Origin of the sequence: Mesorhizobium huakuii (genome assembly GCF_014189455.1) — a bacterium.
In the GTDB taxonomy this organism is placed as follows: domain Bacteria; phylum Pseudomonadota; class Alphaproteobacteria; order Rhizobiales; family Rhizobiaceae; genus Mesorhizobium; species Mesorhizobium huakuii_A.
Map to the genome: position 1 here is coordinate 1,801,211 of NZ_CP050296.1, position 24,096 is coordinate 1,825,306.

General features: G+C 63.0%; 30 protein-coding genes and 2 pseudogenes. 18 read left to right on the forward strand and 14 right to left on the reverse strand.

The window, feature by feature from the left end; translation table 11 throughout:
- Nucleotides 1-160: 160 nt before the first annotated feature.
- Complete coding sequence (locus tag HB778_RS08795) at nucleotides 161-616, forward strand: DUF2214 family protein (protein ID WP_183463103.1); 456 nt, start codon at nucleotides 161-163, stop codon at nucleotides 614-616.
- Here HB778_RS08795 and nth read toward each other — a convergent pair.
- Nucleotides 604-1,416, reverse strand: a complete 813-nt coding sequence (gene nth, locus HB778_RS08800; RefSeq protein ID WP_183463105.1) for an endonuclease III — start codon at nucleotides 1,414-1,416, stop codon at nucleotides 604-606. The two genes, HB778_RS08795 and nth, sit on opposite strands and share 13 nt — an antisense overlap.
- Before the next feature lie 22 nt (nucleotides 1,417-1,438).
- Here nth and HB778_RS08805 point away from each other — a divergent pair, with 22 nt between their 5' ends.
- A complete protein-coding gene (locus HB778_RS08805; RefSeq protein ID WP_183463107.1) occupies nucleotides 1,439-1,933 on the forward strand; it encodes a DUF2244 domain-containing protein in 495 nt (164 codons plus the stop codon).
- Between the two features lie 2 nt (nucleotides 1,934-1,935).
- Here the strand turns inward: HB778_RS08805 and HB778_RS08810 are convergent, their stop codons facing one another.
- Complete coding sequence (locus HB778_RS08810; protein ID WP_183463109.1) at nucleotides 1,936-2,751, reverse strand: class I SAM-dependent methyltransferase; 816 nt, start codon at nucleotides 2,749-2,751, stop codon at nucleotides 1,936-1,938.
- A 115-nt stretch (nucleotides 2,752-2,866) separates the two neighbouring features.
- On the opposite strand from HB778_RS08810, the gene HB778_RS08815 reads away from it, so the two are divergent.
- From HB778_RS08815 to HB778_RS08860, 10 genes are all read left to right on the forward strand, one after another.
- Nucleotides 2,867-3,745, forward strand: a complete 879-nt coding sequence (locus tag HB778_RS08815; protein WP_183463111.1) for a methylated-DNA--[protein]-cysteine S-methyltransferase — start codon at nucleotides 2,867-2,869, stop codon at nucleotides 3,743-3,745.
- 223 nt (nucleotides 3,746-3,968) lie between these two features.
- Entirely contained in the window at nucleotides 3,969-4,439 is a 471-nt protein-coding gene (locus HB778_RS08820) for a hypothetical protein (protein WP_183463113.1), read from the forward strand.
- Between the two features lie 20 nt (nucleotides 4,440-4,459).
- A complete protein-coding gene (locus HB778_RS08825; RefSeq protein WP_096450204.1) occupies nucleotides 4,460-4,852 on the forward strand; it encodes a hypothetical protein in 393 nt (130 codons plus the stop codon).
- The gene (locus HB778_RS08830; protein ID WP_183463115.1) at nucleotides 4,819-5,349 is read left to right on the forward strand and encodes a hypothetical protein; all 531 of its coding nucleotides are present in this window, start codon (nucleotides 4,819-4,821) and stop codon (nucleotides 5,347-5,349) included. The genes HB778_RS08825 and HB778_RS08830 overlap by 34 nt, the downstream gene beginning before the upstream one ends.
- Nucleotides 5,321-5,806: a hypothetical protein gene (locus HB778_RS08835; protein ID WP_179297885.1), complete on the forward strand. Its 486-nt coding sequence runs from the start codon at nucleotides 5,321-5,323 to the stop codon at nucleotides 5,804-5,806. The genes HB778_RS08830 and HB778_RS08835 overlap by 29 nt, the downstream gene beginning before the upstream one ends.
- A gap of 187 nt (nucleotides 5,807-5,993) precedes the next feature.
- Complete coding sequence (locus HB778_RS08840) at nucleotides 5,994-6,899, forward strand: ribokinase (RefSeq protein ID WP_183463118.1); 906 nt, start codon at nucleotides 5,994-5,996, stop codon at nucleotides 6,897-6,899.
- A 1-nt stretch (nucleotide 6,900) separates the two neighbouring features.
- Complete coding sequence (locus HB778_RS08845; RefSeq protein ID WP_183463120.1) at nucleotides 6,901-8,346, forward strand: amidase; 1,446 nt, start codon at nucleotides 6,901-6,903, stop codon at nucleotides 8,344-8,346.
- 106 nt (nucleotides 8,347-8,452) lie between these two features.
- Complete coding sequence (locus tag HB778_RS08850; protein WP_183463122.1) at nucleotides 8,453-9,067, forward strand: LysE family translocator; 615 nt, start codon at nucleotides 8,453-8,455, stop codon at nucleotides 9,065-9,067.
- A 104-nt stretch (nucleotides 9,068-9,171) separates the two neighbouring features.
- Nucleotides 9,172-9,495, forward strand: a complete 324-nt coding sequence (locus HB778_RS08855; RefSeq protein ID WP_183463125.1) for a hypothetical protein — start codon at nucleotides 9,172-9,174, stop codon at nucleotides 9,493-9,495.
- Nucleotides 9,496-9,565: 70 nt separating this feature from the next.
- Nucleotides 9,566-9,874: a hypothetical protein gene (locus tag HB778_RS08860; RefSeq protein WP_183463127.1), complete on the forward strand. Its 309-nt coding sequence runs from the start codon at nucleotides 9,566-9,568 to the stop codon at nucleotides 9,872-9,874.
- Between the two features lie 59 nt (nucleotides 9,875-9,933).
- Here the strand turns inward: HB778_RS08860 and HB778_RS08865 are convergent, their stop codons facing one another.
- Complete coding sequence (locus HB778_RS08865) at nucleotides 9,934-10,875, reverse strand: nucleoside hydrolase (protein ID WP_183463129.1); 942 nt, start codon at nucleotides 10,873-10,875, stop codon at nucleotides 9,934-9,936.
- Between the two features lie 256 nt (nucleotides 10,876-11,131).
- On the opposite strand from HB778_RS08865, the gene HB778_RS08870 reads away from it, so the two are divergent.
- Together HB778_RS08870 and HB778_RS08875 are read left to right on the forward strand one after the other, a co-directional pair.
- Nucleotides 11,132-11,557: an Hsp20 family protein gene (locus HB778_RS08870; protein ID WP_013893014.1), complete on the forward strand. Its 426-nt coding sequence runs from the start codon at nucleotides 11,132-11,134 to the stop codon at nucleotides 11,555-11,557.
- A 77-nt stretch (nucleotides 11,558-11,634) separates the two neighbouring features.
- Complete coding sequence (locus HB778_RS08875) at nucleotides 11,635-11,889, forward strand: DUF1150 family protein (RefSeq protein ID WP_095199511.1); 255 nt, start codon at nucleotides 11,635-11,637, stop codon at nucleotides 11,887-11,889.
- A 155-nt stretch (nucleotides 11,890-12,044) separates the two neighbouring features.
- On the opposite strand, the gene ptsN is transcribed toward HB778_RS08875, so the two are convergent.
- The 6 genes from ptsN to lptC form a co-directional block, all read right to left on the reverse strand.
- Nucleotides 12,045-12,509, reverse strand: a complete 465-nt coding sequence (ptsN, locus tag HB778_RS08880; protein ID WP_095199512.1) for a PTS IIA-like nitrogen regulatory protein PtsN — start codon at nucleotides 12,507-12,509, stop codon at nucleotides 12,045-12,047.
- Nucleotides 12,510-12,568: 59 nt separating this feature from the next.
- Nucleotides 12,569-13,153, reverse strand: coding sequence for a ribosome hibernation-promoting factor, HPF/YfiA family (gene hpf / locus HB778_RS08885; protein WP_095199513.1), 585 nt, complete (start codon nucleotides 13,151-13,153; stop codon nucleotides 12,569-12,571).
- 320 nt (nucleotides 13,154-13,473) lie between these two features.
- Complete coding sequence (gene rpoN, locus HB778_RS08890) at nucleotides 13,474-15,009, reverse strand: RNA polymerase factor sigma-54 (RefSeq protein ID WP_183463131.1); 1,536 nt, start codon at nucleotides 15,007-15,009, stop codon at nucleotides 13,474-13,476.
- A 252-nt stretch (nucleotides 15,010-15,261) separates the two neighbouring features.
- Complete coding sequence (gene lptB / locus HB778_RS08895) at nucleotides 15,262-16,080, reverse strand: LPS export ABC transporter ATP-binding protein (protein ID WP_019861197.1); 819 nt, start codon at nucleotides 16,078-16,080, stop codon at nucleotides 15,262-15,264.
- Nucleotides 16,080-16,670: an LptA/OstA family protein gene (locus HB778_RS08900; RefSeq protein ID WP_095199515.1), complete on the reverse strand. Its 591-nt coding sequence runs from the start codon at nucleotides 16,668-16,670 to the stop codon at nucleotides 16,080-16,082. Before HB778_RS08900 ends, lptB begins: the two co-directional genes overlap by 1 nt.
- Nucleotides 16,657-17,370 carry an LPS export ABC transporter periplasmic protein LptC gene (gene lptC / locus HB778_RS08905; protein WP_183463133.1) on the reverse strand — a complete coding sequence of 238 codons (714 nt, stop codon included), beginning with the start codon at nucleotides 17,368-17,370 and terminating at the stop codon, nucleotides 16,657-16,659. The genes HB778_RS08900 and lptC overlap by 14 nt, the downstream gene beginning before the upstream one ends.
- 361 nt (nucleotides 17,371-17,731) lie before the next feature.
- On the opposite strand from lptC, the gene sppA reads away from it, so the two are divergent.
- The 4 genes from sppA (at nucleotide 17,732) to HB778_RS08925 (ending at nucleotide 20,449) form a co-directional block, all read left to right on the forward strand.
- Nucleotides 17,732-18,688 (forward strand): signal peptide peptidase SppA, encoded by a 957-nt coding sequence (gene sppA, locus HB778_RS08910; protein ID WP_183463135.1) that lies wholly within the window; start codon nucleotides 17,732-17,734, stop codon nucleotides 18,686-18,688.
- An 80-nt stretch (nucleotides 18,689-18,768) separates the two neighbouring features.
- Nucleotides 18,769-19,053, forward strand: coding sequence for an integration host factor subunit beta (locus HB778_RS08915; protein ID WP_006200394.1), 285 nt, complete (start codon nucleotides 18,769-18,771; stop codon nucleotides 19,051-19,053).
- Between the two features lie 36 nt (nucleotides 19,054-19,089).
- Entirely contained in the window at nucleotides 19,090-19,446 is a 357-nt protein-coding gene (locus HB778_RS08920) for a DUF1049 domain-containing protein (protein ID WP_183463137.1), read from the forward strand.
- 37 nt (nucleotides 19,447-19,483) lie between these two features.
- Nucleotides 19,484-20,449 carry an ornithine cyclodeaminase family protein gene (locus tag HB778_RS08925; protein WP_183463139.1) on the forward strand — a complete coding sequence of 322 codons (966 nt, stop codon included), beginning with the start codon at nucleotides 19,484-19,486 and terminating at the stop codon, nucleotides 20,447-20,449.
- On the opposite strand, the gene HB778_RS08930 is transcribed toward HB778_RS08925, so the two are convergent.
- From HB778_RS08930 to HB778_RS08950, 5 genes and pseudogenes are all read right to left on the reverse strand, one after another.
- Complete coding sequence (locus tag HB778_RS08930) at nucleotides 20,439-20,882, reverse strand: EVE domain-containing protein (protein ID WP_183463141.1); 444 nt, start codon at nucleotides 20,880-20,882, stop codon at nucleotides 20,439-20,441. The two genes, HB778_RS08925 and HB778_RS08930, sit on opposite strands and share 11 nt — an antisense overlap.
- Entirely contained in the window at nucleotides 20,879-21,274 is a 396-nt protein-coding gene (locus HB778_RS08935; protein WP_183463143.1) for a VOC family protein, read from the reverse strand. The genes HB778_RS08930 and HB778_RS08935 overlap by 4 nt, the downstream gene beginning before the upstream one ends.
- A 77-nt stretch (nucleotides 21,275-21,351) precedes the next feature.
- Nucleotides 21,352-22,037 (reverse strand): annotated as a pseudogene (locus HB778_RS08940) (helix-turn-helix transcriptional regulator).
- A gap of 194 nt (nucleotides 22,038-22,231) precedes the next feature.
- Nucleotides 22,232-22,378 (reverse strand): annotated as a pseudogene (locus HB778_RS43430) (peptide chain release factor family protein); the annotation flags it as partial.
- 337 nt (nucleotides 22,379-22,715) lie between these two features.
- The gene (locus tag HB778_RS08950) at nucleotides 22,716-23,933 is read right to left on the reverse strand and encodes an RNA ligase RtcB family protein (RefSeq protein ID WP_183463144.1); all 1,218 of its coding nucleotides are present in this window, start codon (nucleotides 23,931-23,933) and stop codon (nucleotides 22,716-22,718) included.
- Nucleotides 23,934-24,096: the final 163 nt, after the last annotated feature.

The following is a 24,096-nucleotide window of genomic DNA, read 5'->3' on the forward strand; positions in this document are numbered from 1 at the left end:
AGGGCCAGCACGAGACGCTCCATCATCCAGGCAAGCCGTATGGCCAGGTGCTATGGGAATTCTGCCTGACAGTGTTATTTTCCCGGCACGCTGATTCAGCCCCCGGCGACGCGACCTTTTTCGGACACGCGCTGGGGCCATCAAACCCAGGGGAAGAAGCATGGACACGACAGACCTTGTGCTTGTCATTGTCCATCATCTGCTGGTGTTTTCCTTGGCAGGGATCATCGGTGCCGAATTCGTGCTGATCCGTGGCGACCTGCCCGCAGCGACGCTCAAGCGGCTCGCCGGCATCGACCGCCATTATGGCATCATCGCCGCGCTCGTCATCATCGTCGGCATCGGTCGTGTCTTCTGGGGCCTCAAGGGCTGGGAGTTCTACGTCTACAACTGGGTGTTCTGGGCCAAGATGGCGGCCTTCGGCCTTGTCGGCTTGCTGTCGATCATCCCGACCGTGCGCTTCATTTCCTGGAACCGGCAGGCCAGCGCCAATCCCTCCTTCGCCGTGCCGGCGGGCGAACTGGCCTCGGTGAAGACCTATATCCGCACCGAGGCCTTCGTCTTCCTGCTGATCCCGGTCTTCGCGGCAGCGATGGCGCGCGGCTATGGCACCTGATCGCCAGAGACGGCCGTTTCAAGCGGAGCGATCTCCACCAGCGGTGCCGGAACGCTGGTCGTCTTCTCCTCGGCCGTACAAATGTCGGCGATGACGCAGGCCGGGCAATCCGGCTTGCGCGCCTTGCAGACATAGCGGCCATGCAGGATCAGCCAGTGATGCGCATGGCGCATATATTCGTCCGGGATGATCTTCAGCAGCCCTTGTTCGACCTGTTCAGGCGTCTTGCCGGACGCCAGGCCAAGCCGGTTGCCGATCCGGAAAATATGCGTGTCGACCGCCATCGTGTGCTGGCCGAAGGCCATGTTGAGCACGACATTGGCGGTCTTGCGCCCGACGCCCGGCAGTTTGACCAGCTCGTCGCGGTCATCAGGCACCGCGCCGCCATAGTCGCGGATCAGTGCTTGTGAAAGCGCGATGACGTTCTTGGCCTTGTTGCGCCAGAGCCCGATGGTCCTGATGTAATCGCCGACCTTGACCTCGCCCAGCGCCAACATCTTCTGCGGCGTATCTGCAGCTTTGAACAGGGCTCGTGTCGCCTTGTTGACGCCGGCGTCGGTCGCTTGCGCCGAAAGCACCACCGCCACCAGCAGCGTGAAGGCGTTGACATGTTCGAGTTCGCCCTTCGGCTCCGGTCGCTGGACCGAAAAGCGGCGGAAGATCTCGTGCACTTCGGCCGGACTGTAGCGCGACGTCCGCCGCACCGGCCGTGGGCGCGGCTTGGCGTTCGAACCGTCACGCTGGCCGGCTGGCAACTCATTTTTGGGCATGGAAGAATCTTTGGACTTGGGGCTCGCCATTTCCCTCCTATAATATCCTGTCATGAGCGACACAAACGCCTCGTTCCAGGCTGACGAGCCCTTCTTCCACGCATTGCTGACGCCGCACCGCTCGCTGGGCAGGACAGGCTTCCTGGTCCTGATGGGCGCGCTGCTGTTCGGCTGGCTGGTGACCGGCGCGTTTTTCTTGTCGCGCGGTGCCTGGCCGGTGTTCGGCTTCTTCGGCCTCGACGTGGTCGCCGTCTACATCGCCTTCCGCGCCAATTATCGGGCCGCCCGCGCCCGCGAGGAGGTTTCGGTCTCGCGCACCAGCCTCGACATCCGCAAGACGGCCCCCTCGGGAAAATCGGAGGCGCACCGCTTCAACCCGTTCTGGGCGCGGTTTTCGGTCGCCCGTCATGCCGAAATCGGCATCACCAAAATGACGGTCGAAGGCCAAGGCCAGAACGTTCCGATCGGTGGCTTTCTCGATCCCGAGTCCCGCGAGAGCTTTGCCACCGCCTTCTCACGCGCACTGGCGACCGCCAAGGCGCGCTGAATCTAGAAACGATAGCGCAAAAGCCTGCCGACCTTGCGCAGCGCCGGAATGTGCTTCCAAAGCCGCACGAACAGTTTGGCGGACCAGCCCATGCGGGCGGCGTGTTCCGGCTTGTAGGTGGAGATATCCTCGACGAACCGCAGCTTCGGGACCGCCAGTTCCAGCTCGTGTGGATCGTCGATCGCCCAGTGAACTTCCGCGCCCGTCACCTTGACGGTCGGATTGAGGCGAAGCAGCGTCAGGCCGAAACGGCTGTAGGCGTCGAACATCAATTCGCCGCCGGCAAGATGCGAGACCAGCCGCGAAACCAGGCGTAGCCCTTCGTCTGCGGGAAGATAGGGCGTCAGCCCCTCCGCCACCACGATGGCCGGGCGGTTGCGGGGCACGTCGGCCAGCCAGCCGGGCTCGGTCACCGACGAAGCGATGAGGTGGTAATGGTCGCGGGACGGGTAGAGCCTGCGCCTGAGCTCGATGACCTCCGCATAGTCGACATCGAACCAGTCCACGCCTGGTGGTGGATCGACACGGAAGATGCGCGTATCGAGCCCGCAGCCAAGATGCAGCACGATGGCGCCAGGATTTCTGGCCAGGAAATCCTCGACACGAACGTCCAGCGTCTTGGCCCGGATCGCCAGGCCGATGCCGAGATTCTCGTCTACCTTGAGCCTAGAGAAATCATAGTCGATCTTGCGCACCGCCTCGTCGGCGAAATGATCCGCAAGCAGCGAATGGGACAGCCGGCTCTCCAGCGCCTTGCCATAGAGCGTCATCAGCAAGGTTTCCCTGGCCCCTGTCAGATGCACTTTCTCGCCAGCCATAAGCGACTCCTGGCACGAAACCCCGAGTCTATCTGGGCATGCGCGGCAAGAAGGCAAGTTTCGGGTGGCGATCGGCGCCCCAAGGGGCGATATTCCTGGTCAAGGAGACAGTTCGATGAGCACACAGACAGCCGTCCTCAAGAAGGACATCACGCCGCAAGGCAGCGACTATGAGATCGTGCGCCGCGCCATCGAGAAGATCAGCCTCGACTATCGCGACCAGCCTTCGCTCGAGGAACTCGCGGAGGAGGTCGGCGAGACGCCGACCGGCCTGCAAAAACTGTTCACCCGCTGGGCCGGCCTGTCGCCAAAAGCCTTTCTGCAGGCGGTGACGCTCGACCATGCGCGCCGGCTGCTCGATTCCGGCATGCCGCTGCTCGAAACCTCGTTCGAACTGGGCATGTCCGGTCCCGGCCGGCTGCATGACCTGTTCGTCACCCACGAGGCGATGTCGCCGGGCGACTACAAGACACGCGGCGCCGGCCTCACCATCCGCTACGGCTATCACCCCTCGCCTTTCGGCACCGCCCTGATCATGGCCACCGACCGTGGCCTTGCCGGCCTCGCCTTCAGCGACCCCGGCGAGGAACGTGCGTCCTTCGCCGACATGTCCAGCCGCTGGCCGAACGCCATCTATGTCGAGGACATGGCCGCTACTGGTCCTTATGCCTCGCGCATCTTCGACTCGACATTGTGGCGCCCCGACCAGCCGCTGCATGTCGTCATGATCGGCACCGACTTCCAGGTCCGCGTCTGGGAGGCGCTGCTGCAGATCCCGATGGGCAAGGCGCGCACCTATTCCTCGATCGCCGCCAGCATCGGCGCGCCAAGCGCCAGCCGGGCGGTCGGTGCCGCCAATGGCGCCAACCCGCTCTCCTTCGTGGTGCCTTGCCACCGCGCCATCGGCAAGTCCGGTGACCTCACCGGCTACCATTGGGGCCTGACCCGCAAGCGCGCCATCCTGGGCTGGGAGGCGGGCCAAGTGTCGTCGTAAAATGTCGATTTTTCAATTGCGACCCAAGAAATATATGAATAGTCACACTATTAAGAGTATTAGTGCGATTTCTCATCGAAATTTCTGGATACAACCGAGGACAACCATCGGTTTCTTCATGGTCATTATTGCCGCGAATTATTTAAGTTTACGCTAAATTAACCACGATAAAGCGATCATGACTCATATTAATTCGGGCGATCCGACTTAATAGGAGGTCTCGATGAAATTGTTTCGCACCGCCTTCGGTGCAGCTTTGCTGGTCGCATGTCTGGACCAGACTGCATTGGCGACGACGCAAAATGTCATTTTCAATGGCACGATCTCCCCGACCTGCACGCTTGTCATTGCCACCAATGGCACGATGACGGTCAGTCCCGACCTCCAGACCCTCAGCTCCCACAACAGCGGCGGCTCGGCCGGAACCGTCACGCTGACGACGACCGGCGGCGTGTCGCTGAGCGTCGATCCGGTTACCACCACGACGGTGCCGGCGGCCGACACCACATCGACCACCTGGACACCAACCTACTCTTCCGCCGGTGCGCACTCCATCGTCGAGACCGGCTCGGCGACCGCCATCAGCTCGCCCGGCGCCGACCTAGTTTCGGTCCATCTCGCCGGCACCAAGGGCGGCAGCAACCGCTTCGCCAACGGAAACTATCAGGCAACGGTAACGCTTCGCTGCGAGTAGCGCCCGGGAAGGAGGCATCCTTGACACTTTTTCGAACCCTGGCGACGGCGCTGGCCGTCGGCCTGATCCCCGTTGCCGCGGCGGCGCAGTCGATGTCGCCGATGCGCGGCGAGGTCAACAGTTTCACCGACGTCTTCGCGGTCCGCGTATACCCGGCCAATCCATACGACCAGAAGATCAAGGTCGAAATCCACGTCTACGATCAGGATTTTCAGCCGGTGGACGCCAGGATCTCTCCGAGTGCCTTCCAACTGGGTTCCCAGGCTTCCCGCCCTGTCCTTGTGGTCGTGCCTTTCGGCGGCGCCGCCGAGCGTAAAGTGCGTATCTGTACCGAAAGCATCCCCTTCCCCAATCAACAGACGCAGATAAGGGCACAGATATGCGGAAAGTTTTTTGGGCACCGCAAGTCCTGACGCTGGCAGTCGCGGTTGCTGTGACAAGCACCGTTCCAACCCAGGCCCAGGACCAGATCTACAATCTCAACCAGAACGAGAACGGCTTCAATTTGCCCGGTGTCACCTTGCCTCAGGGCCAGGACGAGGTCCATGCCGCGGACGGCACCACTTGCCGTTCCGCCGTTTCCGGTTCCGGTGCCTATATGGATCTCGGCGTCATCAGAGGCAACAACCAGACGGACAATGGCGTCGCCACCTATGGCCGGGTGGTGATCCCGATCGGGCGTACACCGACGCGTCTCGACTGCAGCCGGTTGTACGAACTTGAGGTCCAGCGCCTGCAGCTGGAGCTGAAACTGCTCAAAATGGGCCTCGGCGGCGACGGCCCGACGGGAAGCGTGGCCGCCAGCGCTCCCGCTCCCGCTACCGCGGCCGCGTCGCCCGGGTGGGCCAACGAAGGCTGGAGCATCAGGACCGGAAATGGCGATGGCAAGAAAAAGAGGAAGAAGAAATAGCCGCACGCTGCTTGCGATGGCCGCACTTGCCGGCTTCTGCCAGCCTGCGCCGGCGGCAATCATCGGCACCTGCACCATCATGGTCGGGGCGTCGGGAACGATGAAGGCAAATCCCGGCCTTAACGTGTTCGGCTCCAAGCAGGCCGGCGGATCGAGCGCGGGCGCCACCATCACCGCCAGCTCGCTGCTTTGCACCTTGCTCAACCTGCTCGATTGTTATTCCGTTTCCGCACCGGCACCCGCATCGTTCTCGTCGGCGCCAAGCGGCGGCGGCACCAATGTCAACTTCAGCACTGTCTACCGCCTCGACGGCACCGGCGTCGACACCTCCGGAAGCGTGCCGCAGCGCGTCGTCAACGGCACCCACACTATCGAGGTTGACCTCACCGCCACCAAATCATCGGGCATCTTTCCCGCCGGCAGCTATCAGGGCACGGTCACCGTGCGCTGCGAGTAAGGCGACAAATCAGCTTTTGATATCCACATGGTCTGGCAAGTCACCGCGTGACGCGCTAGCTTCCCGCGCGACCGGGGTGACGGTGCATCCATATTGATGCACCGCCAAACCTCGCATCTTCGATCCACATCGTGCTTTCCGAAAGTCGATCCTGATTTCCGGCCAGCGCTGGCAGGGAGGCACTTTCTTGATAGTCGTCATCGGCTCGATCAACCTCGACCTAATCGCCAAAGTCGACCGCTTGCCGAGCCCCGGCGAAACGGTGAGTGGCTCCGGTTTCGCCACGGCGCCCGGCGGCAAGGGTGCCAACCAGGCACTAGCCGCCGCACGCGCCGGTATCCCCGTGCGCATGGTCGGCGCCGTCGGCAGGGACAGTTTCGCCGCCGAGGCGCTGGCATTGCTGCGCGAGGCCAAGGTCGACCTGTCGGGCGTCGGCGAAACCTTTGCCTCGACCGGCACGGCGCTGATCATGGTCGGTGACGACGGCGAGAACATCATCGCCGTGGTCCCCGGCGCCAATGCCTCCGTCGTGCCCGGCGATCTTTCCAAGGCCTTCCTGAAAAAGGGCGACGTCGTTCTGCTCCAGCACGAAATCCCGCTGGCGACCGTCGATGCGGCGCTCGACCAGGCGCGGGCGGCCGGCGCCATCACCGTGCTCAACACCGCTCCCTTCCAGGGCGATGCGGCGGCTTTCCTCGGCAAGGCCGATTATGCGGTCGCCAACGAAACGGAGTTCGACCTCTATGGCGAGGCGCTGAAGCTGAGCGGCCGCGACCGCGCGGCCCGTATGCGCGACTTCGCCGCGAAAACCGGCCGCACCATCGTCGTCACCCTCGGCGGCGACGGCGTCATGGCGGCGACACCGAGCGATTTCCTGACCGTTGCGGCCATGAAGATCACGCCTGTCGACACGGTCGGCGCCGGCGACACCTTCTGCGGCTATTTCGCCGCCGGCCTGTCATCCGGCCTTGCGCTCGACAAGGCACTGGCGCGCGCCGGTACGGCTGGCTCGCTGGCATGCCTCAAGCCCGGTGCCCAACCGGCGATCCCGCTGGCCAAGGATGTCGATCAGGCCTTGCAGGAAGCCAGCTGAAATGATGCGTCCCCAGACGAAACATGCCGTGCCGCCGGCCGGCGATATCTGCCGCCTGTCGGCCATCGCGCTTGCCGATGCGATCCGCCGCAAGAAACTGTCCGTGCGCGAGGTGGTGACCGCCTTCCTCGATCGCATCGAGGCGGTCAATCCGCTGGTCAATGCCATCGTCTCGTTGCGCGACCGCGGCGACATCCTGCGCGAGGCTGACGCAGCCGATAGCCGGCGGGTGAGCGAAACCGGGACGCTCTTCGGCCTGCCGATCGCAATCAAGGACCTTGCCTCGACGACCGGGCTCAGGACCTCCTTCGGCTCGCCGATCTTCGCCGATTTCGTGCCGCAGGAAGACGATTTCTTCGTCGAGCGCATCCGCGACGCCGGCGCCATCATCATCGGCAAGACCAATGTCCCCGAATTCGGGCTGGGATCCAACACCTACAACAATGTCTTCGGGCCGACGCTGAACGCCTTCGACCCGGCACTCACCGCCGGCGGCTCGAGCGGCGGTGCGGCGGTGGCGCTGGCGCTCGACATGGTGCCTGTCGCTGACGGCAGCGACTTCGGCGGCTCGCTACGCAATCCGGCAGGCTGGAACAATGTCTACGGTTTCCGCCCGTCGCAGGGGCTTGTGCCCGGCGGACCGGACTTCGAGGTCTTTCATGCACAGATGGGCGTCGAAGGGCCGATGGGCCGCAACGTCGCCGACATGGCGCTGCTGCTCGACGTGCAGGCGGGCTACCATCCGCAGGCACCCCTGTCCTATGAGAAACCGGGCTCGTTCCTCGAAGGCCTCGCAATACCGCCGACCGGCGGCCGCATCGCCTGGTTTGGCGACCTCGGCGGCCATCTGCCGATCGAAGCGGGCATCCTCGATCTGTGCGAGGCGGCACTCGGCCGGCTCGCGGGCCAGTCCTTCGCGGTCGAACCCTTGCTGCCGGATTTCGATTTCGAAGCACTGTGGCATGCCTTCGTCACGCTGCGCCAGGCCAGCAGCGGCTGCGCCCTCAAGGTCCATTACGACGACCCCTCCAGGCGCGGCCTGCTGAAGCCGGAAGCCATCTGGGAAATCGAGAACGCGATGCGGCTGACGGCGCCGCAGATCCGCGCGGCCTCAGTGATCCGCACCTCCTGGCATCGCACGCTGCTGTCGATCTTCGACCGCTTCGATCTCATCGCCCTGCCGACCGCGCAGGTCTTCCCTTTCGAGATCGGCACGCACTGGCCAAGCGAGGTCGCCGGACGGCCAATGGACAGCTATCACCGCTGGATGCAGGTTTCCGCCTTTGCCACGCTGGGCGGCTGCCCGGCGGTCAGCGTACCCGTCGGCTTCGATGACAGGGGGCGATCAATGGGCATGCAGCTGATCGGCCGGCCGCGCGGCGACCTCGCCGTGCTGAGGGCGGCCGCAGCCTATGAGGCGACACAGCCCTGGCAAGCCGGCGCTTGACGCGAGCGCATGGGTGCAGCGCTTCGTGGACGGCTTGCGCAGAGGCTGTCGCCATGCATTGATTGTCGTCCACTACGCCGCATTGGCGGCATTTTGAGGAAAAATCATGTCGCTGGAACTCTACGCCGCCTATGTCCTCGCCTGCATCGTCATCATCCTGGTGCCCGGTCCGACGGTCACGCTGATCATTGCCAACAGCATCCGCCATGGCGCCCGCGCCGGCCTTGCCAATGTCGCCGGCACGCAGGCCGGGCTTGCCATCATGATCGCCATCGTCGGCATCGGCCTCAACACGCTGATCGCGGGCATGGGCCACTGGTTCGAATGGGTGCGGCTGATCGGCGCCGCCTATCTGATCTGGATGGGCGTCCAGATGTTCCGCTCCAAGGGCACGCTGAACGCCGACGGAACGGCGAGAAGGCCGCGCGGCGGCTTCTTCCTGCAGGGCCTGCTGGTGGCGCTGAGCAATCCCAAGACGCTGGTGTTCTTCGGCGCCTTCTTTCCGCAGTTCATCGCGCCGCAAGGCAATTATACGCTGCAGATCGTCGTCATGGGCCTGACCGCCATGATCTTCGCCGCCCTGTCGGATTCGACCTATGCGCTCGCCGCCAGCCGCGCCGGACGCCTGCTGTCGGCCAGCCGCATCAAGCTCATGTCCAGGATCAGCGGCAGCTTCCTGGTCGGCGGCGGCCTGTGGCTGGCGTTCTCAAGATCGAAGTAAAGGCGGCCGCGAGGCCGGCGCCGCAAAGAGTTGCAGCGCCCTGGAATGGCAACCGATTGAAAGTGTGCTCTCCGACCACCACATGAATCTGTATTGAGGGATTCATGTCTGTCTTTTGGACTTGGGATGGTTTGAAGAGGAACGCGCCTGGCGTGATCCTCTTCATTGGTGTGTTTGCGATTATGCTCATGTTGGCGGCAAACCAATGGGCCAACGACGCAAGCCCGATCCGGTCTGTCGGTGCCATCGATGCAACGATCAAAAGTGCCCAATGGAGAGACGGTAAGTACATCCTCTATGTGCTTGCTCTCAATGATGGCTCGTTTGTGCTCATCGACGACGACCGCCCGCATCTGATTGGGTCAGATGCCAGCATTGAACGCGTTACGCGCGACAACGGCGCCGTCTTCTACCGGTTTCCCGAGTGAGTTATGGCGACAGGATTTTCTCTCAAAAGCCGCTTGCTCCTGCTTCAGGCCGAATATCGCGAGGCGGTCATTGGCGTCGCCTTCTTCTGCGCACTGCCTCTGGCGGGCGCTGATCCTGATTGCGATGAACCAGGACAATCCTGTCGTCGGCACACAACGCGTTGCGGGCATCGTTGAAAACGCCACGCCCATGCCCATAGCCCCGAAGGCCGTCTCCGGTCGCGGACTTTATTACCAGTATGGCATCCGTCTCAACGACAATGCCCTGATATCTGTCGACGGCGAGTTGGATACGCCGCACACGATCGGATCGGAAGTGTCGCTCGAGCGGCAGCACCATAAGAAAGGCGCCGACACTTTTCGTCTGCTCCTCGATTGAGCAAGCGAATGCGGGGCGTCCAAAGCGCGCAGCCGTGGACGCCCCGCATCGAAGCAAAACTAAAGCCGCCCCAGCCTCTCCACCAGCAGCGCGAAGAAGCCGTCATGGTCGATATCGCGCATCACCATGGCGTTCTTTTCCCGCTTGGTCACGCCCCACCAGTCGATCACGGTCATGCCCATGGTCAGTTCCGAGGCGGTTTCCACGCTGACATTGCAGTTGCGGCCCTTGAACAGCTCCGGCTTCAGAAGATAGGCGATGACGCAGGGGTCGTGCAGCGGCCCGCCATCGGTGCCGTATTTGCCCTCGTCGTAACGCTCGAAGAACTCCAGCATCTCGGCGGTCGCGGTGCCGACCTTGGTGCCGAGCGCGCGGAAGGCCTGCGTGCGCTTGGTCGTCGTCAGCGCCTTGTGGGTGACGTCGAGCGGCATCATCACGATCGGGATGCCGGACTTGAACACCAGATCGGCGGCCTGCGGATCGACATAGATGTTGAATTCGGCCGCAGGCGTGACGTTGCCGCCCTCGAAGAAGCCGCCGCCCATCAGCACGATTTCCTTGATGCGCGGAGCGATGCGCGGTTCGCGGATCAGCGCCAGCGCTATGTTGGTCAGCGGCCCGAGCGGGCAGAGCGTGATGGTGCCGCTCTCTTCCTTCATCAGCGTCTCTACGATGAAATCGACGGCATACTGCTCCTGCAGCTTCATCGTCGGTTCGGGAAGCTGCGGCCCGTTGAGGCCGGTCTTGCCATGCACTTCCTCGGCGGTGACCAGCGTGCGCGCCAGGGGACGGATGGCACCGGCATAGACCTTGATCTCAGGCCGGCCGGCCAGTTCGCAGATCTTGCGGGCATTCTTTTCGGTGAGCTTCAGCGGCACGTTGCCGGCAACGGCAGTGATGCCGACGATCTCCAATTCGCTGCTGCCGAGCGCCAGCAGAATGGCGACGGCATCGTCCTGGCCGGGGTCGGTGTCGATGATGATCTTGCGTGGTTGGGGCATTTCAATTCCTTGTTTGGCTGGCCGTGAGCTCACCGGATCGAGAGCACGCCTGAAGGACGACCTCGGCGCTTCTCCTTGCATCCGCACGTCGTTTCAAGCGCCATGTTGATTATTCCTGTGAGTCCAAGGCCTGGTCTTTTTGGGCGGGTCTTGTGGTGGCTTGAACTTGGTCGCGGGGCGGACCATATCAAGGCCATCGGGAAAAATGCCATCTGGGTTTTTCCACTTTATGTCGCTCTTGAGAGGACAGTGTAACATGAGCCGAATGACGCCTTTCTCCAGCCCGCTTCTCCTTGGTTTCGACGCCATGGAAAAGACCTTGGAGCGCTTGGCAAAATCCGGTGACAGCTACCCTCCCTACAACATCGAACGGCTCAGCGGTGCCGACGGCAAGGCCGAAAGGCTGCGCATCACGCTCGCCGTCGCCGGTTTCGCCGAAAGCGATCTCGATGTGACAACGGAGGAAAACCAGTTGGTCGTGCGCGGCCGTCAGACCGACGACACCGAGCGCGAATTCCTCCATCGCGGCATCGCCGCGCGCCAGTTCCAGCGCTGTTTCGTGTTGGCCGACGGCATGCGGGTGATCGCGGCGGAGCTGAAGAACGGCCTGTTGTCGATCGACCTCGATCGGCCGGAGTCCGAACGGCTGGTACGGAAAATAAACATATCGGTGAAAGACTGATCTTTACCGATGGCTCTCATGCGGGATGGCCTATTGCCCCGGGAAAGGGCGGCGTCCACGCGCCAAGGAGGCTTGAAATGACCAGAACTGAAACGATCACCATGACCAATGGCGAATTCGCCCATCTCGGCGAAGGCTCGGTCGCCTATCTGCGCAAGGTCTCGAGCGATGACCTGCTCGGCCGCTTCCCGAACATCGGTGAAATCGCGCCCGGCCTGGAGCTGTGGGCCCTGTTTGCCGCAAACGGCCAGCCGATCCTGCTTTCCGATGCGCGTGACCGCGCACTGGCCGGCGCCATGGAAAACGACCTGACCACCGTTGCCATTCACTAAAGCAATTCCAGGAAAAGTGTTTGGCGGTTTTCCCGGGAAAAACGCATAGCGTTTTCCCTTCGGAATTGCGCCAAAACAGAGAATTGGCGACCGGTTGGCTGAAACGAAAAGGGCCGCTCGCGGCGGCCCTTGGCAGTCTTTTTCAAAATCCAGCTTCAGGCGGCGTGCGAGGCCTGCGTGTCCGACAAAAGCGCGTGGATCGCCGTGGCGTCGCGCGTCCCCCTGATCTTGGCCACCGTGTCGGCATCGCGCAGCACCCGCGCGATGCGCGACAGGGCCTTGAGGTGATCGGCGCCAGCCCCTTCCGGCGCCAGCAGCAGAAACACCAGATCGACAGGCTGGTCATCCAGCGACTCGAAATCGACCGGCGTTTCCAGGCGGGCGAAAACACCGGCGATGCGCTTCACGCCGGCGAGCTTGCCATGCGGAATGGCGATGCCGTTGCCGACGCCGGTCGAACCCAGCCGCTCGCGCTGCAGGATGGTGTCGAACACTTCCCTCTCCGGAATGCCCGAAATCCCCGCGGCCCGCTCGGACAGCAATTGCAGAAGCTGCTTCTTGGAGTTCGCCTTCAACGCCGGCAAAATCGCCGGAACGCTGATAAGATCGCTCAGATCCATGCTTGAAAATCCCTTGTTCGCCTGCCGTCACCAGTCCTCACCCCTCGTGCGGCTGGCTTTTATCCCTGTGCGACCTTGGTCGTGGACGGGTCGATCCAGCCGATGTTTCCGTCGGGCCGGCGATAGACGATATTGAGATGATCGGTTCCGGCGTTGCGGAAAACGAACACCGGACTGTCCTTGGTATCGAGCTCGATGACCGCCGAGGCGACCGACATGGTCTTCAGCGTCATGGTCGATTCGGCGACGATGGCCGGCGCGAAATCCTCCGGGATCTCCTCGTCGTCATCGGCCAGCGGCGCCATCACCGTATAGGCGATGTCGGTCAACCCGTCATTGCCATTGCCCGAATTGTGCGATTTGAGACGGCGCTTGTAGCGCCGAAGCCGGGTCTCCAGCCGATCAGCCGCGGCCTCGAAGGCGAGCGTCGGATCCTGGGCATCGCCCGTGGCCTGCAGCGAAGCGCCGGAATCCAGCCGGATCATGCAATCCGCCGAATAGCGTGAACCCGATTTGATGACGGTGACGTGTCCCGCAAAACCGCGATCGAAATATTTGCCGATCGCTTCGCCGACACGATCGTTGATGCGTGTGCGGAACGCATCGCCGATATCCATGTGTTTTCCCGATATGCGCAGATTCATCTGAAAACTGACCTTCCTTGCTCAGGCTTCAAACTGGCCCGAGTTTATACTCGTGATCCGTGCGCACAAGCTTTGCGGCGTCACTCGCGCCGATTTAAATCCGAACTTTCCGGTTGATCACAAGCCGCCCTTTTGACCGTCCCGAGGCCATTGTCGTGACGGACCATCCGCTAGCGGGCATCGGGCCCGTCTCATGCGGGCGGGCTTCTAGCCACTTCCCGCGGCTTGTCAATGAAGCTCGAAAGCTGTGGAAAATCGGGAATTCTTTGTTTGACGCAATTCCTGTGGGAAAACCGCTTCACACTTTTCCTGGAATTGCTTTAACGCCCTGCGCTGGCGAGCGCCCGCTTCTCGCGCCGGCGCTGCACCGAAGACGGAATATTCATGCCTTCCCGATACTTGGCGACCGTGCGCCGGGCGATATCGACGCCGCTCTCCTTGAGCATGTCGACGATCGCGTCGTCCGAAAGTACATCGACGGGTTTCTCCTCGTCGATCAGCTGCTTGATACGATCCCGCACCGCCTCTGAGGAATGCGCGTCGCCGCCGCCCGACGCGGCGATCGAGGCGGTGAAGAAATAGCGCAGTTCGAACACGCCGCGCGGGGTCAGCATGTATTTGTTGGCGGTGACGCGGCTGACGGTCGATTCGTGCATGCCGATGGCGTCGGCCACCGTGCGCAAATTGAGCGGCTTCAGCTGGCGCACGCCATGGACCAGGAACGCATCCTGTTGGCGCACGATTTCCGAGGCCACTTTGAGGATCGTCTTTGCCCGCTGGTCGAGGCTGCGCGTCAGCCAGTTGGCGTTTTGCAGGCACTCGGCCAGGAAATCCTTTTCCGCCTGGTTCTTCGCGTGCGGCGACACCTGGGCGAAATAGATATGGTCGACCAGCACGCGCGGCAGTGTTTCAGCGTTGAGTTCGACGGTCCAGCTGCCGTCATTGGCCGCGCGCACCTCGACATCGGCGACGATGGCGACGATGGCGTCGCTGGCGCCGCCCGAAAACGCCATGCCCGGGCGCGGGTCGAGTGCCCGGATCTCGGCCAGCATGTCGAGCAAATCCTCTTCGTCAACGCCGCAGATCCGCTTCAACGTCTGGAAATCGCGTCGCGCCAGGAGCTCGAGATTGGCAACCAGGGCCTTCATCGCCGGGTCGAGGCGGTCGCGCACCGCAAGCTGCAGCGATAGGCATTCGGCAAGGTCGCGGGCGAACAGGCCGGCCGGATCGAAAGTCTGGCACACCGCCAGCACCTTGGCCACGGCCGCTGCGTCAGTGCCCAGGCGCGCGGCGACTTCGGGCAGGTCGGCGCGTAGATAACCGGTCTCGTCGAGCCCGTCGGCGAGGTCGGCCGCGATCAGGCGCGCCGCGGGATCGGCGAAGGCGAGTGCGACTTGCTCGCCGACATGGTCGCGCAAGGTGATGGCGCCCGCCGCCATGTCGCCGGCGTCGAGCCCCTCGGACGAGGAGCCGCCGCCATTGCCGGAAGCCGATTTCCATTGCGCCGTCAGGTCGGGTCCGAGCCGCTCGCTGGTGCCGGGATCGTCGGGAAACAGGTTCTCCAGCGACGTATCGAGCTTCTCCGAGATCGCCTCGGCGCTCCATCCCGCCTCGTTCTCGAACCAGTCGCCCTCGACGGCCGCTTGCGGCTCCGCATCGATCTTCTGCGCCTGGTCGCTCGCCGCGTCATCCTGCGGCTCGGCGCGCTCCAGAAGCGGGTTGCGCTCGATTTCCTCGTCGATGAAGTGCTCGAGTTCGACATGGGTGAACTGCAGCAGCCGAATCGACTGCATCAGCTGCGGCGTCATCACCAGCGACTGCGACTGTCGGAGCTGTAGTTTCGCCGCCAACGCCATGGTTCGGTTTCAAACGCCTCCTCTACGCGTCCTGACTTGCCGCAAATTTCGCGGCCGACCATAGAAACTGGCCCGGCTTTTGCTTGTCAAGGCAAAGCCTAGCAAAAGCCGCTTACCGGAGCGTTATCTCGGAGCAAAATCGCCGAAAATCAGGCCGTCACACGCAAAAAATCGTGTCAGGAAACAAATTTCACGCCCAAGGCAATTCCAGGCCAAGTGTGTTGCAGTCCGCAATTGCGCGGGAAAAGAGAGTCAGAGCGTAAAACCCTCGCCGAGGTAAAGCCGCCGCACATCCGGGTTTGCCACCACCTCGTCGGCGCGGCCATGGGTCAGCACCTGACCGGCATGGATGATGTAGGCGCGGTCGATCAGGCCGAGCGTCTCGCGCACATTGTGGTCGGTGATGAGGACACCGATGCCGCGTGCGGTCAGGTGACGCACCAACTGCTGGATATCGGCAACAGCGATCGGATCGATGCCGGCAAAGGGCTCGTCGAGCAGCATGTAGGCCGGGCGCGTCGCCAGCGCGCGCGCGATTTCCAGGCGCCGCCGCTCGCCGCCAGAGAGCGACATGGATGGCGCCTTGCGCAGATGGCTGATGTGGAATTCCTCGAGCAGTTCGTCGAGATTGCGCTCGCGCACCTTGCGGTCCTTTTCGACCACTTCGAGCACGGCGCGGATATTCTGCTCGACATTGAGGCCGCGGAAGATCGACGCCTCCTGCGGCAGATAACCGATGCCGAGACGCGCGCGACGATACATCGGCATCGAGGTGACGTCGAAGCCGTCGATCTCGATCGTGCCTTCATCCACCGGCACCAGGCCGGTGACCATGTAGAAACAGGTCGTCTTGCCGGCGCCGTTGGGGCCGAGCAGACCGACGGCCTCGCCGGCACGCACGCCGAGCGTAACGCCGCTGACGACTTTGCGGCCCTTGTAGCTCTTGGTCAGGCCCTTGGCGATCAAGGTTCCCTTGAACTTCGCCTTGTCGACGGTGATCGTGGCCGGAGCCGAAACCTTAGCCGCGGCTCGTCCCGGAAGACGCGCCGTCAGCGATGACAGGCTGGCCATCAGGGGTTCGTCGCTCCCGATTTCGGCGGCGGCGTGATCGACATCTGGACACGCTGCCCAGAGCATGGATCAACCTGGGCCAGCCCGCTTTTCATCTGGACGGTCAGCTTGCAGCCGACCAGGACGTTGTCGTTCTGCGACAGAACGACCTTCTTGCCCGAAAGCACCAGCACCTGACTCTTCATATCGAAGCTGCCCTGATCGCCGGTCGCGACCTGCTGATCCGACTTGATGTAGATCTTGTCGGAGATCTCCAGATGGTCGATGTTGGCCGAGCCCGTCATCGCCGCGCCCGCGGCTTCCGTGCCCTTGGCCGCGGCATTGGGATCCTTGATATAATAGACCATCATCTTGCCGGCCTTCATCAGCGTCGGCCCTTGGACGACGGTGACATTGCCCGTGAAGATGGCGACATTTTCGGCCTGCCGGACTTCAAGCTTGTCGCTTTCGATCTGGATCGGCTTGTCGCCAGACAGTTTGAGGCCTGATACCTGACTGGTGGCGCTGGACTGCGCCAGCGACGGCACAAGGCTCAGCAGGAGCAACGCCGAAGTTGCGGCCGCAAGCCGTGTCGAACTATTGAGCCACATTCGCTTCTTCGCCCTTTGCCTCAGCCGCCTTCGCACTGGCGGGATCGATGTTGACGCGCACCCTGTTCTCGAACACCAGGACCTTGCCATTGTCCTGGACCGACAGGGAATTCGCTGTGATCTGCGACCCGCCACTGCTGACGTCGACGGGATCATCCGTCTTCATAGTGCCTTTGCCCATGTCGAGGAAGACCGATTTGAACTTGGCTCGCATGCCGTCGGTCGTGGTGATCGTGACGTCGCTGGTCATTTTCATCGTATTGCCGTCGCGATCGTAGGTACCGCGCGAAGCTTTGATCGCGGCGACATTGTCCGGACCGACCGGCACCTTGGCGTCTATGCCTTCGAGTTCGATGATGCCTTGCGTGTTGACATCCTGTATCGCCCGCAGGGCGGTCATCGAATAGGGCTGCTTCTGCTTGGTGAAGCCGTTGAGCTTGGGATTGGCCATCACCAGCTTGCCGTTGGAAAAGGCGGCGCCTTCGGCCTGCACCGCGACGGAGACCGGTGCGGCCAGATAGGAATAGACCGGAAAGGCGACGGCGATTAGCGCCGCGGCCAGGGGCACGGCGAATTTGAGCACGCGCACACGGCGCGAATGACGCTGGGCGCGGTCGAACGCATCGCCCCGCTCCCAGCCATCCGCCGGGGGAGCCAACTCCATCTCGGGGCTGGTCGGTTCATTCGATCGCGCTAACATGACTGCTTTCTTCTAAACCCCTGCCCGCCAGCGAGCACCGCCTATAGGTGGGGGGGCCGGCGCCCTCAAGCAAGCACAAGCCCACGAAAACCGCAAAAATGTGACAACTGTTGTTGTACAAACGAAAACGAGGTCGGCACAACAGCCGCCACTTCATAGCAGAAATGAACGTCCTTGCGCCGTTTTTTCATCGCCGCCGTTGCTCCCCTTTACCTTGCGTCCCTTGCGCAGGCCAGTCACAAAACAGACAGCGTTGGGATCGCGGCGGGCGGATTGCCGCGCCATGGGCAAGACGGAACTGCTTCCCGATGAGGACTTCATGGTCTAAAAGCGTCTCTTCCCGCCGACTGTGAGGCTGACCATGGCATTGAGAGCCGACGACCTGATCGACCGCCGCCGTTTGCGGCGCAAGCTGACATTCTGGCGTGTTGCGGCCATCGGCATCGTGGCAATCGGGGTGATTGCGCTGTCGGCCTGGTTCTATCGCGACGATCTTGGCGGCTCGTCTGTCGACCATATCGCCAAGGTCAGGATCGAAGGCACGATCACCGAGGACGAGGAGCTCATCAAGCGGCTGGAGAGCATCCGCAAATCGTCGAAGGTGAAGGGCGTGATCCTGGCGATCGATTCACCCGGCGGCACCACCGTTGGTGGTGAATCCATCTACGAGGAAGTGCGCAAGGTGGCCGCCGACAAACCTGTCGTGGCCGAGGTCGGCACGCTCGCCGCATCGGCGGGCTATATGATCGCAAGTGCCGCCGACCACATTGTCGCCCGCAAGACCTCGATCGTCGGCTCGATCGGCGTGCTGATCCAGTATCCTGACGTCAGCGGCCTGATGGACAAGCTCGGCGTCAAGCTGGAGGAGGTGAAATCCTCGCCGCTCAAGGCCTCGCCGTCTCCCTTCAAGCCGACCAATGACGACGAGCGCGCCATGGTCCGCAAGCTTATCCTCGACAGCTACGACTGGTTCGTCGGCATCGTCGCCGAACGCCGCAAGATGACCCACGAACAGGCGCTGGCGCTCGCCGACGGGTCGATCTTCACCGGCCGCCAGGGTGTCGCCAACGGGCTGATCGACGCCGTCGGCGGCGAGACCGAGGCGGTCGACTGGCTGGCGACCAAGGGTGTCGACGCCAAGCTCAAGGTGGTCGAATGGAAGGATACGGACCGGCGCGGCAGCTTCCTGTGGTCAAAAGCCATGGTGAAAATGGTCGGCAGCGCGGTCGGCCTACCGGACTCCAGCGGCGATATCATCCACGAACTTGGCGCCGACCGCTTGTTTCTTGACGGCCTCGTTTCCGTCTGGCACCCTTGAGCGCGGTTTGGGATAGCTGAAAAAGCCAATAAAATCATCCTCATAATTTCGACCGAACTGCTTTCACGGGGACCCGTCTGATGATCAAGTCCGAACTTGTGCAGATTATTGCCACGCGCAATCCGCATCTTTTCCTGCGCGACGTCGAAAACATTGTCGGCGCGATCTTCGACGAGATCACCGACGCCCTTGCCGAAGGCAACCGGGTCGAGCTGCGCGGCTTCGGTGCTTTTTCGGTGAAAAACCGCCCCGCCCGCACCGGCCGCAACCCGCGCACCGGCGAATCCGTCGAGGTCGAGGAGAAATGGGTGCCGTTCTTCAAGACCGGCAAGGAACTGCGCGAAAGGCTGAACGGCGGCAAGTAGGCGCGCCTTCAGCGCCAGCTTCCGACGGAAAACACAATGCTCAATCGTTTCATGCTCATCGTGGTCTTCGTGCCCCTGGCGATCATTCTGATCGCGCTTGCCGTCGCCAACCGCGAACTCGTCGCCTTCACGCTGGACCCGTTCAATCCCGGCAATCCGAAGCTGACGCTCACCTTGCCGCTGTTCATTTTCCTGTTCCTGGCGCTTGCCATCGGCATGATCGTCGGCAGCCTGGCGACCTGGGTCAAGCAGGGCCGCTACCGCAAGCTGGCGCGCCAGCGCGGCGTCGAGGCGGAAAACCTGCGCCAGGCGGTCAGCCGCGCGCCCTCGGCACCGCAAGGGCCGGTCCCAGGGTCAGCCCAAGGACAGGCATTGCCGAAGCCGACCAATTGATGAGCCGGCCGGCGCCTTTCTTTCCACGGAGCCTTTCATGCTGACCATTTCGGCCGCCGAGGTCGATCATGCGCTGACTTTTCCCGGGCTGGTCGAGACGTTGCGCACAGCGTTCCGCGACGGTGCGGTGCAGCCCGTCAGGCACCATCACCCGGTCGAACGGCCGGATGGTGCGGCCTCGACCTTGCTCTTGATGCCGGCATGGACCGATTTCAACGCCGCCGGCACGTCTTCCGGCGGCCATATCGGCGTCAAGATCGTCACTGTCTCGCCCGACAACAACGCCATCGGCAAGCCGTCGGTGATGGGGCTCTATCTCCTGCTCGATGGTGCCACCGGCGAACCGGAAGCCTTGATCGACGGCCAGCGGCTGACCCAGTGGCGCACGGCCTGCGCCTCGGCGCTGGCGGCTTCCTATCTGGCACGCGAGGACGCCTCCAGGCTGCTGGTGATCGGCGCCGGTGCACTGTCACCCTTTCTCGCCAAAGCGCATTCGGCCGTGCGGCCGATCAAGACCATCCGCATCTGGAACCGGACGTTGGCCAATGCCGAGAAGGTCGCGACCGATCTGCGCGCCGATGGCTTCGCGGCAAGTGCTGCAAGTGATCTCGATGCCGAACTTGGCGAGGCCGACATCATCTCCTCGGCGACGATCACCACCAAGCCGCTGATCAAGGGCGCGCTGCTGAAGCCGGGGGCTCATGTCGACATGGTCGGTGGTTTCACGCCGACCATGCGCGAAAGCGACGACGATGCGATCCGGCGCGCCCGCGTCTATGTCGACACCCGCGCCGGCGCCACCAAGGAGGCCGGCGACATCGTCATCCCGCTTGCGTCGGGCGTGCTGAAGCCGGAAGCCATCCTTGCCGACCTGCACGAACTGGCGCGCGGCGAGAAACAGGGACGCCAAAGTTCCACCGAGATCACGCTGTTCAAGTCGGTTGGCGCAGCACTCGAGGACCTTGCCGCCGGCATTGCCGTCTACAACGCACTCAAGCCGTAGCCTCGGCAAGCTTCTTCGCGGCACCCATCGCCTCGGCGATCAGATGAAAATCGTGATCGTTGATTTCGAACAGGCCGAAGCGAAGCTGATACCCCCAGTTCGACTTGCCTGCGGTGAAGTCCAGCCGGTCGAGCAGCGGCTTGATCGGCGCTTCTTCTGCCGCCATCCACTCGACATCGCGGCGGAACGGCGTGAAGCCGCCGCCCATTTCGCCTTGATAGGGCTCGCCTTCCCGCACCGTGCCGATTGCCGTGAAAGCCTGCAGGCCGTCCTTTTCGCCCAAAACGGTGGTCGGCGAATAATAGACGATGCCATCGCCAGGCTTGACGCGGCGTAGCGGTGCCGCCTTGCCGTGGTTGACCTGCATGAAGCCGTCCTCGCGGCCGCACCGGACATGCTGCGCCGACGCCACCGCGATCCAATACGCGCTCATTTCTGTTCCCCATTAGCCTGTTCCCCGTCGGACAGCCAATAGACGCGCAGGCGGTGATTGTCGGGATCGAGCGCGACGAAAGTGCGGCCGAAATCCATGTCGGTCGGTGTCTGCAGGATCTTCAGCCCGCGCCCCGACCAGTCGGCATGTGCGGCGTCGACCGCTTCGGGCGTCTCCAGCGCAAACACGATCTCGGAACCGCCACCTGCGGCCGCCGCTGCCGGCTCGACCGTATGGCGCGACCAGAGGCCGAGCTTGAAGCCGTCGTCGAGCACGAACAGCACGAAGGTCGGCGCGCTTTCAACCGGCTCGCGCCCCAGCAGAGCGCTGTAGAAGGCGCCGCTCCGCAGCGGCTGGTCGACATAGAGGATGACGAAATTCGGGGTGGTCATGCGTATTCTCCAAAGTTCAGCGCTTCGACGTACTGAACTTAGAATAGGCTACTGTCAGATTCTGGCAGTAGCCCTCATCACCCACGCGGCTTGTCGAGCGTCGCCCGCCATTCCTTGAGCAGCACCTGGCGGCGACGCGGATAGCGCGCATCGATGGCGTTGAGGCCGGATATACGATCGGTACGAAAATGCCGGAAATCCTGCCGCGTCTCGCACCACGCCACCATCACCCGTACCTTGTCGAAGAAGCCGAGCGCGAACGGCCAGACGACGCGTTGCGAAGCAGCACCCCCGGCATCGCGATAGATAAAACCGAGTTTTCGTTCGTTGCGGATGGCCTGCCGTACCGTGCCGAGATCGATGCCCTCCACGGCTTGCGCCGGCGGCCCGACCAACAGGGTCGAGGCATCGAGATCCTCGCGTAAATCATCCGGCAGCACGGCCGCAATCTTGGCCAGCGCGTTGGCGGCCGCGCCGACAGGCGCCGATCCGGCTGCTTGGCGACCCAGCGCGATCCGAGCACGATGGCCTCGATCTCCTCGTCGCTGAACATCAGCGGCGGCAGCATGAAGCCGGGCTTCAGCACATAGCCCAGCCCCGCCTCGCCCTCGATCGGCGCGCCTTGCCCCTGCAACGTGGCGATGTCGCGGTAGAGCGTGCGGATCGAAACGCTCATCTCGTCGGCAAGCGTGCGCCCGCTCACCGGCCGGCGATGCCGGCGCAGGATCTGGATCAGGTCAAGCAGGCGTTCGGAGCGGGACATGATTCTCGTGGTTTGCAGTCTTCACGATAATATATCTCGCTCCGAGGCGCGCCGCCGTCTGAGCTTGACGCCGCCGCGACGTCAGAGGTGGAACACCTTGACCTCGTTGCCGCGTTCCAGGGCCTTGTTGGCCACGAACATCTGCGTCTTCGACATTTCAGCCTCACGCTCGGCAAGGACACGCAGCATCGCTTCCAGCCGGCGCAGCGCGATGACCTTGTTGCGGTGCTGCGAGCGTTCGTTGCGGGCGGTGACGACAATGCCGGTTGGCAGGTGAACGGCCCGCACGGCGCTGTCGGTGGTGTTCTGGTGCTGTCCGCCAGGACCCCGGCGCGCAAGGTTTCGAAACGGACATCGGACGGTGCGATCGAAACGGTAGCGGCATCCGCCAGATCCACCACCTGCACACCGACGAACCAGTTCTGCCGCTTGTGGCCTGGGCGCACCGGGCTCTTGAAGACGAACTTGACGGTGCCGCAATAGTCCTGCGCGAGCGCTTCGGCGTTGCGGCCCTCGAGGCTCAGCACGGCGGATTTGGCGCCATGCCGGTCCGGTCTGTGACCAAACGTGACCTCGACCGCGCAACCAAGCCGATCGGCCTCCTTCTCGATGATCTCGACCAGCGCCATCAAGGCGATGCGGCATTCGACCGGTCCGTTGCCCGAGGTGACGAGCATGTCAATCGCGGCCATGGTTCGCCCTCCTTGCCACGCGTTCGCGCGATGGCTTCTTGCGCGTTCGGTCGGGCGGACCTTCCATCGCCTTCTTGTAGGTCACCAGCGGTTTCATCGCCGCAAGCGTCACGACCAGGCCGGCATCGGCAAGATCCTGCACCACCTGCCCGGCATCCTTGTAGGCGGAAGCCGCTTCCTCGATGACCAGGTTGCGGTCGTCGCAGATCAACTGCCCGCCCCACGCATTTCTCAGCAAAGCGTCGCGCTCCGACCTGTTGCGCCCGGCACGGCCATGCATGGTGGCACGGTCGTACTTGCGGCCGGCGCCATGCGAAATGCCGCCCAGCGACGGACCCGTCGCGTCGAGTGCCCGCACGACATAGCTCAGGCTGGCACGCGAACCGGCGATCGGTGCGACATCTCCAGCCCGTACCGCGGCCGAGCCCTTGTGGTGGACGAAACCATCGGCCCGGTCGCGGACAAGGTTATGCGGCACATCGGCCACCAGCCGGATTTCGCTGCGCAAGGCGCTGGCCGCGCGCTCGGCGATCAGCCGGCGGTTGAGCGACGCCCAGGTGACGCAAAGGTCATGCTGGCGACGCCAGTCCCTGCCCGCGGCGGACTCAGGATCGAGCCCGACCGTCACTGCCGACTGGAAATCCAGCATCTGTCCGAAGACAAAGGCACCAAGTCCGCGCGAGCCGGAATGCACCAGCAGATAAAGCTTCTGGCGATCGAACAGGCCTTCCCCAGCCACATCGGCCTGGTCGACCGCCTGCAGCTCGCAGAAATGGTTGCCGCCGCCGATCGTGCCCAGCGCTTCCGGATAGAGATCCGTCGGCAAATCCGAGGCGGCGAGCGCCGCATGCGGATCGATGTCTTCGGCTTCGATCCGGCGCAGGCATTCGACGGCCTTGTCGATCCTGAGCTTACGCAATGGCAGATCGAGCTCGAACAGTGACATGCCGCAGCCAATGTCATTGCCGATCAGTTGCGGATGCAGACGCTGCGACAACACGGCAATGCCGGTCGGACCGTATTTGCCGGGATGCAGGTCCGGAAAGGCCGCAACCGAAGTGACGCCGGGCAAGGCCGCGACGGTTTTCAGCTGCTGAAGTGCCGCGCCTTCGATCCATGTCTGCGGCGAAAAACAATGCTGGATATGCGCGGCAGGCGCGGCGCACGACGAAGGGAGGCCTGGGCCCCCGATAAAATTGCCCATGATAAGAACACTCTGGATATAGGTCACAAACCGGACGCCGTCAGGCATCCGTTCGACCGGCTTCAGTCAGCAAAATGCTGGCTTACGCCGGAACCCTCGAGGGGTGCGCGGTGAAGATGCTCGTCATCTTTCGCTCCCATTCCAGAAACAACAATGGCGCCCT

What these genes read in the sequence shown, in the direction of transcription:
- HB778_RS08795 (WP_183463103.1), top strand. Translation starts at nt 161, where the DNA reads ATGGACACGACAGACCTTGTGCTTGTCATTGTCCATCATCTGCTGGTG.
- nth (WP_183463105.1), bottom strand. Translation starts at nt 1,416, where the DNA reads ATGGCGAGCCCCAAGTCCAAAGATTCTTCCATGCCCAAAAATGAGTTG.
- HB778_RS08805 (WP_183463107.1), top strand. Translation starts at nt 1,439, where the DNA reads ATGAGCGACACAAACGCCTCGTTCCAGGCTGACGAGCCCTTCTTCCAC.
- HB778_RS08810 (WP_183463109.1), bottom strand. Translation starts at nt 2,751, where the DNA reads ATGGCTGGCGAGAAAGTGCATCTGACAGGGGCCAGGGAAACCTTGCTG.
- HB778_RS08815 (WP_183463111.1), top strand. Translation starts at nt 2,867, where the DNA reads ATGAGCACACAGACAGCCGTCCTCAAGAAGGACATCACGCCGCAAGGC.
- HB778_RS08820 (WP_183463113.1), top strand. Translation starts at nt 3,969, where the DNA reads ATGAAATTGTTTCGCACCGCCTTCGGTGCAGCTTTGCTGGTCGCATGT.
- HB778_RS08830 (WP_183463115.1), top strand. Translation starts at nt 4,819, where the DNA reads ATGCGGAAAGTTTTTTGGGCACCGCAAGTCCTGACGCTGGCAGTCGCG.
- HB778_RS08835 (WP_179297885.1), top strand. Translation starts at nt 5,321, where the DNA reads ATGGCAAGAAAAAGAGGAAGAAGAAATAGCCGCACGCTGCTTGCGATG.
- HB778_RS08845 (WP_183463120.1), top strand. Translation starts at nt 6,901, where the DNA reads ATGATGCGTCCCCAGACGAAACATGCCGTGCCGCCGGCCGGCGATATC.
- HB778_RS08850 (WP_183463122.1), top strand. Translation starts at nt 8,453, where the DNA reads ATGTCGCTGGAACTCTACGCCGCCTATGTCCTCGCCTGCATCGTCATC.
- HB778_RS08855 (WP_183463125.1), top strand. Translation starts at nt 9,172, where the DNA reads ATGTCTGTCTTTTGGACTTGGGATGGTTTGAAGAGGAACGCGCCTGGC.
- HB778_RS08865 (WP_183463129.1), bottom strand. Translation starts at nt 10,875, where the DNA reads ATGCCCCAACCACGCAAGATCATCATCGACACCGACCCCGGCCAGGAC.
- HB778_RS08870 (WP_013893014.1), top strand. Translation starts at nt 11,132, where the DNA reads ATGAGCCGAATGACGCCTTTCTCCAGCCCGCTTCTCCTTGGTTTCGAC.
- HB778_RS08875 (WP_095199511.1), top strand. Translation starts at nt 11,635, where the DNA reads ATGACCAGAACTGAAACGATCACCATGACCAATGGCGAATTCGCCCAT.
- ptsN (WP_095199512.1), bottom strand. Translation starts at nt 12,509, where the DNA reads ATGGATCTGAGCGATCTTATCAGCGTTCCGGCGATTTTGCCGGCGTTG.
- hpf (WP_095199513.1), bottom strand. Translation starts at nt 13,153, where the DNA reads ATGAATCTGCGCATATCGGGAAAACACATGGATATCGGCGATGCGTTC.
- rpoN (WP_183463131.1), bottom strand. Translation starts at nt 15,009, where the DNA reads ATGGCGTTGGCGGCGAAACTACAGCTCCGACAGTCGCAGTCGCTGGTG.
- lptB (WP_019861197.1), bottom strand. Translation starts at nt 16,080, where the DNA reads ATGGCCAGCCTGTCATCGCTGACGGCGCGTCTTCCGGGACGAGCCGCG.
- HB778_RS08900 (WP_095199515.1), bottom strand. Translation starts at nt 16,670, where the DNA reads ATGTGGCTCAATAGTTCGACACGGCTTGCGGCCGCAACTTCGGCGTTG.
- lptC (WP_183463133.1), bottom strand. Translation starts at nt 17,370, where the DNA reads ATGTTAGCGCGATCGAATGAACCGACCAGCCCCGAGATGGAGTTGGCT.
- sppA (WP_183463135.1), top strand. Translation starts at nt 17,732, where the DNA reads ATGGCATTGAGAGCCGACGACCTGATCGACCGCCGCCGTTTGCGGCGC.
- HB778_RS08915 (WP_006200394.1), top strand. Translation starts at nt 18,769, where the DNA reads ATGATCAAGTCCGAACTTGTGCAGATTATTGCCACGCGCAATCCGCAT.
- HB778_RS08920 (WP_183463137.1), top strand. Translation starts at nt 19,090, where the DNA reads ATGCTCAATCGTTTCATGCTCATCGTGGTCTTCGTGCCCCTGGCGATC.
- HB778_RS08925 (WP_183463139.1), top strand. Translation starts at nt 19,484, where the DNA reads ATGCTGACCATTTCGGCCGCCGAGGTCGATCATGCGCTGACTTTTCCC.
- HB778_RS08930 (WP_183463141.1), bottom strand. Translation starts at nt 20,882, where the DNA reads ATGAGCGCGTATTGGATCGCGGTGGCGTCGGCGCAGCATGTCCGGTGC.
- HB778_RS08935 (WP_183463143.1), bottom strand. Translation starts at nt 21,274, where the DNA reads ATGACCACCCCGAATTTCGTCATCCTCTATGTCGACCAGCCGCTGCGG.
- HB778_RS08950 (WP_183463144.1), bottom strand. Translation starts at nt 23,933, where the DNA reads ATGGGCAATTTTATCGGGGGCCCAGGCCTCCCTTCGTCGTGCGCCGCG.